Origin of the sequence: Streptomyces erythrochromogenes (assembly GCF_040684695.1) — a bacterium.
Taxonomy (GTDB): Bacteria; Actinomycetota; Actinomycetes; order Streptomycetales; family Streptomycetaceae; genus Streptomyces; species Streptomyces erythrochromogenes_C.
On record NZ_JBFBGM010000004.1, the window covers coordinates 152734 to 164168 of the forward strand.

Consider the following 11435-nt stretch of genomic DNA (forward strand, 5'->3'; position numbering starts at 1 on the left):
GATGGCTATCCTCCATCTGTCCGGATCGCGGGACGCCCGAGGGAGGGGGTCCCCCCAGCGCAGCGAGGGGGAGGGCCGTTCCGGACCCCACGGAACGAGAGGCCGCCCACATGGAGACGACGAGCAGCAGCCTGGTAGGGGCGCAGACCGCCGACGCACCCGCCGCCGCGGACGCCGCGCAAGAACCCCATACCGGTTCGCATACGAGCCCGCATACCGGCGACCCGGCCGAGGCGCAGCAGCCGGAGGCCGCCGCCCCCGTGCCGGCGGCCCGCCGGGCCGTCGAGGGCTTCCTGGCGGCGGACTTCCCCTGGTACGGGCTGGACGGGGCCTTCACCGGGCCCCGCCGGCTCATGCAGGTGGGCACCGCCGCCGACGGGACGGTGGAGCACGGTTCCACCGGCCACGGCGACGAGCCCTCCGCCCGGGGCGAGATCGCCACCGGCGAGAAGGAACGCTTCGCGGTGGTCATCACCGTGGCCAGCAACCCGCTGCGCCGCAGCAGTGACGGCACCGGCATCCTGGAGGCCACCTCGGTCTCCTCGGCCGCCTGGCTGGCCGGCTCCGGGCTGCTGGCGTACAGCTGGCCCGGACAGATGGACCACGCCCTGCGCAACGACTGGCTGGACCAGCAGACCGAGGCCGCGTGGGAGCTCGCCGACGACCTGGAGGGCGAGGACTGGTCCACGCTGTCGCTGCCCGTGGACGGGGAGCCGACGACCTTCCACTACCGCGAGTCGGAGTTCGGCTGGGTGCTGGCCGGCTCCACCGGCAGCGGGGTCCACCTGGGCGCCTACGGCCGCGGCATGAGCGCCTACGGCCTCGGCTTCTCCGCCATCACGGACCTCGGCACGTACGAGTAGCCCCGCCCGGCCGGACACCGGCCGGAGCCGGGTACGCGAGAGGGGCACCGCCGGCCGGCGGTGCCCCTCTCGCGTACCCCGGAGGGCCTAGAACTTGTTGCGCGGGGTGATGCCCAGCGACATGCCCGACAGGCCGCGGGCCCGGCCGCCGAGCTTGCCCGCGATCGAGCGCAGGGCCGCGCCGGCGGGCGAGTCCGGGTCGGACAGGACGACGGGCTTGCCCTCGTCGCCGCCCTCGCGCAGGCGGACGTCGATCGGGATCGAGCCCAGCACCGGAACCGTGGCACCGACGGTCTTGGTCAGCCCGTCGGCGACCTTCTGGCCGCCGCCCGAGCCGAAGACGTCCACCATCTCGTCGCAGTGCGGGCACGGCAGGCCCGACATGTTCTCGACGACGCCGACGATCTTCTGGTGGGTCTGCACGGCGATCGAACCGGCCCGCTCGGCCACCTCGGCCGCGGCCTGCTGCGGGGTGGTGACGACCAGGATCTCCGCGTTCGGCACGAGCTGGGCCACGGAGATCGCGATGTCGCCCGTACCCGGCGGCAGGTCCAGCAGCAGCACGTCCAGGTCGCCCCAGAAGACGTCGGCCAGGAACTGCTGCAGCGCCCGGTGCAGCATCGGACCGCGCCACACGACCGGCGCGTTGCCCGGGGTGAACATGCCGATGGAGATGACCTTCACGCCGTTCGCGGACGGCGGCATGATCATGTTCTCGACCTGCGTGGGACGGCCGTCCACGCCCAGCATGCGCGGCACGCTGTGGCCGTAGATGTCCGCGTCGACCACGCCGACCTTCAGGCCGTCCGCCGCCATCGCCGCGGCCAGGTTGACCGTGACGGAGGACTTGCCGACGCCGCCCTTGCCGGAGGCGACCGCGTACACGCGGGTCAGCGAGCCCGGCTTGGCGAAGGGCACCTCGCGCTCGGCGGTACCGCCGCGCAGCGTGGCCGCGAGGTCCTTGCGCTGCTCGTCGCTCATCACGTCCAGCGACACCGACACGGAGGTGACACCGGCGACCTTCTCGACCGCCTCGGTGACGTTCTTGGTGATCGTCTCGCGCATGGGACAGCCCGACACGGTCAGGTAGACCGTGACGGCGACCGCGCCGCCGTCACCGATCTCCACCGATTTGACCATGCCGAGCTCGGTGATCGGCCGGTGGATCTCGGGGTCGTTCACCGTCGCCAGAGCGTCCAGGATCGCGTCCTGCTCAGGCACGGCGGCGGAGCTTGTGTCGGTAGCCATGCCCCGATGGTACGGCTCGGTAGCACGCCTCAGGAAAGCCGCTCAGCGGTCGCCTTCATCACGTTCCGCCGGGAATAGACGCCGCTCGTCCATCTCCTTGATCAGGTCCTGGAACTCCGACCTGATCCAGTCGCGGGTGGCGACCTCGCCGAGGCCCATGCGCAGCGCCGCGATCTCCCGCGTCAGGTACTCCGTGTCGGCGATGGACCGCTCGTTCTGCTTGCGGTCCTGCTCGTGGGTGACCCGGTCGCGGTCGTCCTGCCGGTTCTGCGCGAGCAGGATCAGCGGAGCGGCGTAGGAGGCCTGGAGCGACAGCATCAGCGTCAGGAAGATGAACGGGTACTTGTCGAACCGCAGGTCGTCCGGTGCGAACACGTTCCACAGCACCCACAGGATGATGACCAGCGTCATCCAGACGATGAACCGGCCCGTGCCCAGGAACCGCGCCACCCGCTCGGAGAGCCGCCCGAAGGCCTCCGGGTCGTACTCGGGCAGCAGGGACCGGCGCGGCGCGCGCGGCAGGTCGAGGCGGACCCTGGGGCGCGTCAGCGCGCTCGACCCGGTGCCCGACGACTTCGCCGCGCGCTCGCCGGAACGTTCCGCCGCGTCCGCGGCGGGCCCGTGCTCGCGCGCCTGCGTCCGTGCCTGCTCGCGCCGCTCCCGGATCTGCTCGCGGCGCCGCTCGCGCGCCTGCTCCCCGCGCCCCCGGTCGAAGCGCCCTCGCTCAGCGGCCACCGACGGCCTCCTCGGAATGGAATTCCGTCTCCCGCCAGTCGTCCGGCAGCAGGTGGTCCAGTACGTCGTCCACGGTCACGGCGCCCAGCAGCGACCCGCTCTCGTCGACCACCGGCACCGCGACCATGTTGTAGGCGGCCAGGTGCGTGGTCACCGCGGGCAGCGAGGCGTCCGGTCGCAGCGGCGGCAGGTCCGTGTCCACGATCGAGCTGACCAGGGTGAACGGAGGGTCCCGCAGCAGCCGCTGGAAGTGCACCGTGCCCAGGTACTTGCCCGTCGGCGTCTCGTCCGGCGGCCGGCACACGTACACCTGCGCCGCCAGCGCCGGAGACAGGTCCGCCTGCCGTACGCGGGCCAGCGCGTCGGCGACCGTGGCGTCCGGGCGGAGCACGATCGGCTCGGTGGTCATCAGACCGCCGGCGGTGTTCTCCTCGTAGGACAGCAGGCGGCGCACGTCGGCGGCGTCGTCCGGCTGCATCAGCGTCAGCAGCCGCTCCTTGTCGTCCTCCGGCAGCTCGGAGAGCAGGTCGGCCGCGTCGTCCGGGTCCATCGCCTCCAGGACGTCGGCGGCGCGCTCCTCCTTGAGCTTGCCGAGGATCTCCACCTGCTCGTCCTCGGGCAGTTCCTCCAGCACGTCCGCGAGCCGGTCGTCGTCGAGGGCGTTGGCCACCTCGGCGCGCCGCTTGGGCGTCAGGTGGTGCAGGACGTTGGCCACGTCGGCCGGGCGCATCTGCTCGAAGGTGGCGACCAGGTTCTCGGCGCCCTGCCCGTGCTCCTCCAGCGAGAAGCCCGTCACGGCCGACCATTCCACCGTCAGCGCCTCGCCGCGCCGGCGCAGCGCCCCCGACTTGCCCTTGCGGACGAAGATCCGGTCGATCTCCCAGTCCCGGCGGGCCGGCAGCTGCTGGATGGCCACGTCCAGGACGGTGACCTCCTCGCCGCTGGCGACCAGCGTCACCCGCCGGTCCAGCAGTTCGCCCAGGACGAGCCGCTCCGTGGGGCGCTGCTCGAAGCGCCGCATGTTGATGACACCGGTGGTGATGACCTGCCCCGACTCGACGCCCGTGACGCGGGTCATCGGCAGGAAGATCCGGCGCCGGCTGACCACCTCGACCACCAGGCCCAGCAGCCGCGGCGGGCGGCCGCCGACCCGCAGCATCGCCACGAGGTCGCGGACCCGGCCGACCTGGTCGCCGTTGGGATCGAAGACGGGCACACCCGACAGATGCGAGACGAAGATCCGCGGGGCGCCTGCAGCCATCCGAGCGCCTCCTAGAGCGTCAATCGACAGTCCTGCCGCCCCTCAGGCTAGCCCGTGCCGCAGCCAAGCGTCCTGGTGGGGAGGTCCGCCCGGGGCCGCACGGACCCCGGGGAGCGGTCGCGGGCCGCGGGACACGGACGGGTACGCTGCCTGCTGCCCGCAGACGAACGACGAGAGGCACCTGCTCGTGACCGCCTACTTCCCCGCCGCGCGGCTGCGCCGGGCCGCCTTCATCGGTGTGCTGTGCGCGGGTCTCGCCGTGACCGGTACGGGTTGCGGGGACGACTCGGACGAGGGCACGAACGGCGTCGGCAGGCTCACCGCCGACAAGATCGAGGCGAAGGCGAAGGCCGCCGCGGGCGAAGCCGAATCGGTGCACCTGTCCGGCACGCTCGTGAGCGGCGGCAAGGCCTTCACCGTCGACATGCGCCTGAAGTCGGACGGCGGCTCGGGCGAGGTGAAGTCGAAGGACGACACCTTCCAGCTGCTGCGCGTGGGCGAGCAGCTCTACCTGAAGGCCAGCGCGGCGTTCTGGGGCCAGACCGACTCGGCCGGGAAGCTCGGCGACAAGTACGTGAAGGTGCCCGAGGGCGACCCCTCCTACAAGCAGTTCCGCGGCTTCACCGACATGGACGTCCTGCTGGACGGGCTGCTGGGCCTGGAGGGCAAGCTCGCCAAGGGCTCCTACACCAAGGTCGGGCACACCCGCGCGGTCCAGGTCACGGCGGACGAGGGCAAGGGCGGCAAGCTCTCGGTGTCGCTGGAGGGCACCCCGTACCCGCTGCTCATGGAGCGGGCCGGCGGCGCCGGCCGGGTGGAACTCGCCGAGTGGGGCAAGCCCTTCCAGCTCGACCCGCCCGCGCAGGACCAGACCGTCGACTACGGCAGCCAGCTCCCGACGACCAAGGGGGAGGGCGGCGAGGCGGCCCCGGCCCCCTCCAAGGGCTCCGGCCAGGGCGCGGACCCCACCAAGCCCTAGGGCGCGCCCGGGCGTGTCGCGCCGGTCAGCCCCGCGCGGCCTTCTTCCGCTTCAGCAGCAGCTTCGGCAGGGCCGCCGGGACCGGGCGGCGGGTCGTCGCGGGAGAGCCCAGCGGGGCCGCGGCCAGCGAGCCGTCCGGCAGGGCGGACCGCACCGACTCCGGCTCCAGCCGCAGCAGCCGGCACTCGCGGGCCCACCGCTCCGTCATCTCCTCCGAGTCGGGCGCGTTCAGCCGCTTGCCCTTGAGCTCGGCGACGGCCGCCTGCCACTCCTCGCCGCGGGGCGGGAGCTCCCGTACGGTCGCCGTCCAGGCCACCAGCCGGCCGCCCTTGTCCTTGCTCCGCACGGTCACCTCGGCGCCCGCGCCGTCCGCCAGCCCCGGGAACGGCTGCTCGCCGGGCCCGTCGCCCAGCACGTGGGCCGCGCCGTCCACCCAGGCGTGCCACAGGGCGCGGTCGGCCCCGGCGCCGCGGACCCAGATCAGGCCGGACTTCTTGGTGGCCTCCTCGACGAGGGCCAGGTCGAGCGTGCTGAGAGTCATGCGCACAGGTTAGGCGGTCGCCCCGGCGGTGCTACAGCCAGCCGTTGCGGCGCAGGGCGCGGTGGATGGTGAAGCAGGCGCCGAAGATCGTCGCCATCACCATCGGGTAGCCGTACTCCCACCGGAGCTCGGGCATGTGGTCGAAGTTCATCCCGTACACGCCGCAGATCATCGTCGGCACGGCGATGATGGCCGCCCAGGAAGTGATCTTGCGCATGTCCTCGTTCTGGGCGACCGTCGCCTGCGCGAGATTGGCCTGCAGGATCGAGTTCAGCAGCTCGTCGAAGCCCACCACCTGCTCGTGCACCCGCGCGAGGTGGTCGGCCACGTCCCGGAAGTACTTCTGGATGTCGGGGTCCACCAGCCGCATCGGCCGCTCGCTCAGCAGCTCCATCGGGCGCAGCAGCGGCGAGACCGCCCGCTTGAACTCCAGCACCTCGCGCTTGAGCTGGTAGATCCGGCCCGCGTCGCCGCCACGGGCGCTGCCCTTGGCCGGAGCCGCGAAGACATCGCTCTCCACCTCGTCGATGTCGTCCTGCATCGCCGCCGCGACCGCGATGTACCCGTCGACGACGTGGTCGGCGAGGGAGTGCAGGACCGCCGAGGGCCCCTTGGACAGCAGCTCCGGGTCGTCCTGGAGGCGGTGGCGCAGACCCTTGAGGGAGCCCTGCCCGCCGTGCCGGACGGTGATGACGAAGTCGGGGCCGGTGAAACACATCACCTCGCCCGTCTCCACCACCTCGCTGGTGGCGGTCAGTTCGGCGTGCTCCACGTAGTGGATGGTCTTGAAGACCGTGAAGAGGGTGTCGTCGTAGCGCTCCAGCTTCGGCCGCTGGTGCGCGTGCACCGCGTCCTCCACGGCCAGCGGGTGCAGGCCGAAGGTGGCGGCGATCCCCGCGAACTCGGCCTCCGTCGGCTCGTGCAGGCCGATCCAGGCGAAGCCGCCGTCCTCGCGGACCCGGCGGATCGCCTCACGGGGCGTCAGACACGCCGGCCCCAGCACCCGGCGGCCCTCGCGGTACACGGCGCAGTCGACCACCGCGCTGCTCGCCGACGGGTCGCGCGTCGCGTCGTAGCCGGGCTGTACGGGGGTGGACCTGCGCAGGGACGGGCGGACGGCCGCACGCAGGTAGGGCAGCATCGACATGGCAGGCTCCTTCGCGCGCACGGCTGCGGACCGTACGGGTGGGAGACCCTCCGGCACCGCGGGCGGGCAGGCCCGGGCAGGCGGGAGGGAACAGGACGGGAGGACAGACGTTCTGCCGTCGCTCTTCTACTGATCAGAAGATCACAGGGGGCGGGAAACGCCCGCCGGAGAAGCGGAAGAGCGATTGGTACTGCACGATCGACTTCGGTCCACCGCAGCCCCACCTCCTCCGGCCGGTCCCCCGTAGGGGACGTCCTGTCTCCGGAGCCTTGAAACAACGCTTCTGCGTGCGGCCCCGAACAGCTGTCAACACTATCAGCCGACGGATGGTCAAGACCCGCCCTTTACCCGGCTGATACGAGTTCTATGCTCGTTTCATGGCAGAAATTCTGGCCCTCGTCGAGGCCCGGCTGCGCACCGCGTTCGGTGAACCCGACGCCCGCGCCGCCGTCACCTTCCTGGGCACCGACCGCATCGAGGTACTCCGTTTCGCCGAGGGCGACCTCGTGCGGTACGCGACCCTCGGGATGTCCGCGAACCCGATGACCGATCCGACCGCCGTGGTCGCCGACCCCGTACGGGGCCCGCGCGCCGAACTGGTGCTGACCGTACGGGGAGGGCTGGCGGACACCGACAAACTGCTCAGGCCGCTCGCGGTGCTGGCCGCCTCCCCGCAGGTCGAGGGGCTGGTCGTGGCCCCCGGGGCCTCGCTCGACGTGGGCGAGCCGCTGTGGGAGGGGGCGCCGTTCAGCTCCGTCCTCGTGGCGGAACCGGGCGGTCTGGTCGAGGACCTGGAGCTCGACGAGCCCCTGGAACCGGTGCGCTTCCTGCCGCTGCTGCCGATGACGGCGAACGAGGCCGCCTGGAAGCGGGTGCACGGTGCGGCGGCCCTCCAGGAGCGCTGGCTCGCGCGCGGAACGGACCTGAGGGACCCCCTGCGCAGTGCCGTCGCACTGGACTGACAGCCCGGACGGGTGACCATGCCTTGACGGGCGGCCGGGCGGGGAGGAGCGTGGCTACCTATGAGGGGTGAACCAACTTGCCCGAAGTGCGGTGGCCGGGTCAGGGCGCCCGGACTCTTCTCCGACTCCTGGCAGTGCGCGGTGCACGGCGCTGTCCACCCCCTGCAACCCGTCATCCCGCCGAGCGTGGAGGGCCTGGGCGTGGTCGTGCACCGGGCACGGGTACCGGTGTGGATGCCGTGGCCGCTGCCGCTCGGATGGCTGTTCACCGGGGTGGCGTCCGCCGGTGACGACCGCAGCGGGGGCCGGGCGACGGTGGTCGCCTGCTCGGGCCCCGGCCCGGTGGGCGGCATGGGCGAGCTGCTGCTGATCGCCGAGGAGCTGGGCGTCGGCCTGGGCGCGCGGTACGCGGGGATCGACGGCCTCGACCCGGGCCGGTCCATCAACATGGCCGGGCCGCCCCACACCAAGGTGGTCGCGGCGGGCCGGCCGACACCGCTGTGGCACGTGGGCGGGGGCCCGGACGACCGGGCCGTCTTCGCGGGCGAGGCGCGCGGCCTGTGGCTGTGGGCCATCGTGTGGCCGCAGCAGTCCGGCCTCCTGCTGTACGACGAGCTGGTCCTGACCGACCTGCGCGAAGGGGGCGCCGAGGTCGAACTCCTCCCGTGCGGGGCCCTGAGCCCGCGCATCCTGGGCCCGGTCTAGACCGCGTGGATCGACGGAGGCGTCCCGCGTAGATCCTTACCGGCGAAAGCGGACCTTCCGCCCGGTTATCCTGGGGTGTCCCCCCGTCCGTACGACCCATGGAGCTCGGCTGTGCGCATCGACCTGCACGCCCACTCCACGGCCTCCGACGGTACGGACACCCCCGCCGAGCTGGTGCGCAATGCCGCCGCAGCGGGGCTGGACGTGGTCGCGCTGACCGACCACGACACCGTGGGCGGGTACGCCGAGGCCCTCGCCGCCCTTCCCGCCGGACTGACCCTGGTGACCGGCGCGGAGCTGTCCTGCCGGCTCGACGGGACCGGCGTGCACATGCTCGCCTACCTCTTCGACCCCGAGGAGCCGGAGCTCGCCCGCGAGCGGGAGCTCGTCCGGGACGACCGGGTCCCGCGGGCCCGCACCATGGTCGGCAAGCTCCAGGACCTCGGCGTGGACATCACCTGGGAACAGGTGGCGCGGATCGCCGGCGACGGCTCGGTCGGCCGGCCGCACATCGCCACCGCACTCGTCGAGCTGGGCGTCGTGCCCACCGTCTCCGACGCCTTCACGCCGGACTGGCTCGCCGACGGCGGCCGCGCGTACGCCGAGAAGCACGAGCTCGACCCCTTCGACGCCGTACGCCTGGTCAAGGCGGCCGGCGGCGTCACCGTCCTCGCGCACCCCGCCGCCGTCAAGCGCGGCCGGTGCGTGCCGGAGTCCGCGATAGCCGCGCTGGCGGCCGCGGGCCTGGACGGCATCGAGGTGGACCACATGGACCACGACGCCGACACCCGCGCGCGCCTGCGCGCTCTGGCGGCGGACCTCGGGCTGCTGACCACCGGCTCCAGCGACTACCACGGCAGCCGCAAGACCTGCCGCCTGGGCGAGTACACCACCGACCCCGAGATCTACGGCGAGATCACGCGCCGCGCGACCGGGGCCTTCCCCGTGCCGGGCGCCGGCGGAACCGGGCGCTGACCGGCCACTGAGCGGCCCGCTCGACTCGTCCTTCGACTTCTTCTTCGCGACACCCCTCTCTCCTGCAAGGCATCACTGTGTTCGACTTCGCCGTCTTCGGATCCCTTTTTCTCACCCTTTTTGTGATTATGGACCCCCCGGGGATCACGCCGATCTTCCTGGCGCTGACCTCCGGCCGTCCCGTCAAGGTGCAGCGCCGCATGGCCTGGCAGGCCGTCTGCGTGGCCTTCGGCGTCATCGCGGTCTTCGGCATCTGCGGGCAGCAGATCCTCGACTACCTGCACGTCTCCGTCCCGGCGCTGATGATCGCCGGTGGTCTGCTGCTCCTGCTCATCGCGCTCGACCTGCTCACCGGCAAGACCGACGAGCCCAAGCAGACCAAGGACGTGAACGTCGCCCTGGTCCCGCTCGGCATGCCGCTGCTGGCCGGGCCCGGTGCGATCGTCTCCGTCATCCTGGCCGTCCAGAAGGCGGACGGGGCGGCCGGCCAGATCTCCGTCTGGGCCGCGATCATCGCCATGCACGTCGTGCTGTGGATCACCATGCGCTACTCGCTGGTGATCATCCGGGTCATCAAGGACGGCGGCGTCGTCCTCGTGACCCGGCTCGCCGGCATGATGCTGTCGGCGATCGCCGTCCAGCAGATCATCAACGGCGTGCTCCAGGTGGTCCAGGGCGCCTGACCGCCTTCGGCCGCGGCACCGCACTGCCGCGGTCATGGCCGCAGTCATGCGAACGCCCCCGCACCGGTCCCGGTGCGGGGGCGTGAACGTTTCGCGCGGAGCGTCAGGAGGACGCACTCTCGGCCGGTCGGATCAGGATGCGCTGGCCGATCGACGCGGCCTGCTGCACGATCCGGTTGACGGAGGCCGCGTCCACGACGGTGCTGTCCACGGCGGTCCCGTCGACGTCGTCCAGGCGCAGAATCTCGAAGCGCACGGGGCTTCTCCCTTCGTCAGTGTTCTCCTTGCACTGGTTCAACGAAGTGTAGGCCGCAATCATTCCCTACGCTAAAGAAATTTTTTCACTGGCTAACTACATGCCGGTGGCGGCGTCCCAGAACGAGGCCAGCGCGGCCGCCGTAGTCGCCGGATCCTCGGCGTTCGGGGAGTGCTCGGTACCGGGAACGACCACCCGGCGCGCACCGAGCCGCACGGCCATCGCGTCCATCAGCGGAACCGGCCAGGCGTAGTCCACGGCCCCCGACAGCACCAGCTTGGGGAGCGCCACCCGGCTCAGCTCGTCCACCCGGTCGGGCTCGCAGATCAGCGCCCGGCCCGTGACGACCAGCTGCTCGGGGACGGTGGCCAGCCACCGCTCGCGCAGGAACTCCGTCAGCTCGGGGGAGTCCCCGGCCGCGTCCTGCGGGTCGTGCGCCCGCATCGCCGCCCAGATCCCCGGCATGTCGTCGCCCATCGCCTCCAGCGCGGCGACCAGCAGCTTCGTACGCGCCTGCTGCTCCTCGGCGATCGCCGCCGGCCCGCTGCTCAGCAGCGTGAGGGAGACGAACGGCGACGGGTCGCGCAGCACGGCGGCCCGCGAGATCAGCCCGCCCAGGGAATGGCCCACGAGGTGCACGCGGTCCACGCCCAGGGCCCTGACCTGCGCGAGGACATCGCCCGCCAGCTCCTCCAGGCCGTACGCCGACTCCTCGCGCGGGCCGGGCGTCTCGTACTGGCCGCGTCCGTCGACGGCGACCACCCGGTAGCCGGCGGCGGCCAGCGGCTCCAGCAGGCCGATGAAGTCCTCCTTGCTGCCCGTGAAGCCGGGGACCAGCAGGGCGGTGCCGCGGACCGGCTCGCCGGCCTCGTGCACGGCGAAGGGGCCGCGGTCGGTGGACAGGCGGTACGCACGGGCGACCGGCGGCAGCGTGAGGCGCGGGGGCTTGCTCATGGCCCGAGGTTACCGGCCCGTAGATTCCGCCGCGGCCCGGGTGCGGCCCGGGTGCAGCCCGGGTACGCCGACGGCCCCGGCCCCCTTCGGAAAGGGGGCCGGGGCCGTCGCCGTACGGGCCGGGTG

The 11435-nt window shown here is 72.4% G+C and carries 13 protein-coding genes; 6 read left to right on the forward strand and 7 right to left on the reverse strand.

Translation table 11 applies throughout. From position 1 onward, the window contains the following. The first annotated feature begins 110 nt into the window (after positions 1-110). The gene (locus tag AB0O53_RS09645) at positions 111-863 is read left to right on the forward strand and encodes a hypothetical protein (protein ID WP_365194356.1); all 753 of its coding nucleotides are present in this window, start codon (positions 111-113) and stop codon (positions 861-863) included. Positions 864-950: 87 nt separating this feature from the next. Here the strand turns inward: AB0O53_RS09645 and AB0O53_RS09650 are convergent, their stop codons facing one another. The 3 genes from AB0O53_RS09650 to AB0O53_RS09660 all read right to left on the reverse strand — a co-directional run bounded on the left by AB0O53_RS09650 (position 951) and on the right by AB0O53_RS09660 (position 4107). After that, on the reverse strand, positions 951-2111 hold the full coding sequence (locus AB0O53_RS09650) for an Mrp/NBP35 family ATP-binding protein (RefSeq protein ID WP_381843914.1): 1161 nt from the start codon (positions 2109-2111) through the stop codon (positions 951-953). A 42-nt stretch (positions 2112-2153) separates the two neighbouring features. Continuing rightward, positions 2154-2660, reverse strand: a complete 507-nt coding sequence (locus tag AB0O53_RS09655) for a DUF1003 domain-containing protein (RefSeq protein WP_225885142.1) — start codon at positions 2658-2660, stop codon at positions 2154-2156. A 175-nt stretch (positions 2661-2835) separates the two neighbouring features. Further along, the gene (locus AB0O53_RS09660) at positions 2836-4107 is read right to left on the reverse strand and encodes a magnesium transporter MgtE N-terminal domain-containing protein (RefSeq protein ID WP_350988028.1); all 1272 of its coding nucleotides are present in this window, start codon (positions 4105-4107) and stop codon (positions 2836-2838) included. A 187-nt stretch (positions 4108-4294) separates the two neighbouring features. On the opposite strand from AB0O53_RS09660, the gene AB0O53_RS09665 reads away from it, so the two are divergent. Then, on the forward strand, positions 4295-5086 hold the full coding sequence (locus AB0O53_RS09665; RefSeq protein ID WP_365194359.1) for a hypothetical protein: 792 nt from the start codon (positions 4295-4297) through the stop codon (positions 5084-5086). Positions 5087-5111: 25 nt separating this feature from the next. Here AB0O53_RS09665 and AB0O53_RS09670 read toward each other — a convergent pair whose 3' ends face one another. Continuing rightward, positions 5112-5627 carry a hypothetical protein gene (locus tag AB0O53_RS09670; RefSeq protein ID WP_350988026.1) on the reverse strand — a complete coding sequence of 172 codons (516 nt, stop codon included), beginning with the start codon at positions 5625-5627 and terminating at the stop codon, positions 5112-5114. 31 nt (positions 5628-5658) lie between these two features. After that, the gene (locus AB0O53_RS09675; RefSeq protein ID WP_350988025.1) at positions 5659-6774 is read right to left on the reverse strand and encodes a magnesium and cobalt transport protein CorA; all 1116 of its coding nucleotides are present in this window, start codon (positions 6772-6774) and stop codon (positions 5659-5661) included. A gap of 377 nt (positions 6775-7151) precedes the next feature. Between AB0O53_RS09675 and AB0O53_RS09680 the strand changes: the two genes are divergently transcribed. From AB0O53_RS09680 to AB0O53_RS09695, 4 genes are all read left to right on the forward strand, one after another. Next, positions 7152-7736 carry a suppressor of fused domain protein gene (locus AB0O53_RS09680; protein WP_350988024.1) on the forward strand — a complete coding sequence of 195 codons (585 nt, stop codon included), beginning with the start codon at positions 7152-7154 and terminating at the stop codon, positions 7734-7736. A 60-nt stretch (positions 7737-7796) separates the two neighbouring features. Continuing rightward, entirely contained in the window at positions 7797-8441 is a 645-nt protein-coding gene (locus AB0O53_RS09685; protein ID WP_350988023.1) for a DUF6758 family protein, read from the forward strand. A 111-nt stretch (positions 8442-8552) separates the two neighbouring features. Next, positions 8553-9416 (forward strand): PHP domain-containing protein, encoded by an 864-nt coding sequence (locus AB0O53_RS09690; RefSeq protein ID WP_350988022.1) that lies wholly within the window; start codon positions 8553-8555, stop codon positions 9414-9416. 77 nt (positions 9417-9493) lie between these two features. After that, positions 9494-10099, forward strand: coding sequence for a MarC family protein (locus AB0O53_RS09695; protein ID WP_136232957.1), 606 nt, complete (start codon positions 9494-9496; stop codon positions 10097-10099). A 103-nt stretch (positions 10100-10202) separates the two neighbouring features. Here the strand turns inward: AB0O53_RS09695 and AB0O53_RS09700 are convergent, their stop codons facing one another. Continuing rightward, on the reverse strand, positions 10203-10355 hold the full coding sequence (locus AB0O53_RS09700; RefSeq protein ID WP_183067205.1) for a DUF8834 family protein: 153 nt from the start codon (positions 10353-10355) through the stop codon (positions 10203-10205). 96 nt (positions 10356-10451) lie between these two features. Then, a complete protein-coding gene (locus tag AB0O53_RS09705; protein ID WP_350988021.1) occupies positions 10452-11309 on the reverse strand; it encodes an alpha/beta fold hydrolase in 858 nt (285 codons plus the stop codon). Between the last annotated feature and the right edge of the window lie 126 nt (positions 11310-11435).

Coding starts and splice junctions, on each gene's coding strand:
- AB0O53_RS09675 (WP_350988025.1), bottom strand. CDS start 6,774: ATGTCGATGCTGCCCTACCTGCGTGCGGCCGTCCGCCCGTCCCTGCGC.
- AB0O53_RS09685 (WP_350988023.1), top strand. CDS start 7,797: ATGAGGGGTGAACCAACTTGCCCGAAGTGCGGTGGCCGGGTCAGGGCG.
- AB0O53_RS09670 (WP_350988026.1), bottom strand. CDS start 5,627: ATGACTCTCAGCACGCTCGACCTGGCCCTCGTCGAGGAGGCCACCAAG.
- AB0O53_RS09660 (WP_350988028.1), bottom strand. CDS start 4,107: ATGGCTGCAGGCGCCCCGCGGATCTTCGTCTCGCATCTGTCGGGTGTG.
- AB0O53_RS09650 (WP_381843914.1), bottom strand. CDS start 2,111: ATGGCTACCGACACAAGCTCCGCCGCCGTGCCTGAGCAGGACGCGATC.
- AB0O53_RS09680 (WP_350988024.1), top strand. CDS start 7,152: ATGGCAGAAATTCTGGCCCTCGTCGAGGCCCGGCTGCGCACCGCGTTC.
- AB0O53_RS09705 (WP_350988021.1), bottom strand. CDS start 11,309: ATGAGCAAGCCCCCGCGCCTCACGCTGCCGCCGGTCGCCCGTGCGTAC.
- AB0O53_RS09645 (WP_365194356.1), top strand. CDS start 111: ATGGAGACGACGAGCAGCAGCCTGGTAGGGGCGCAGACCGCCGACGCA.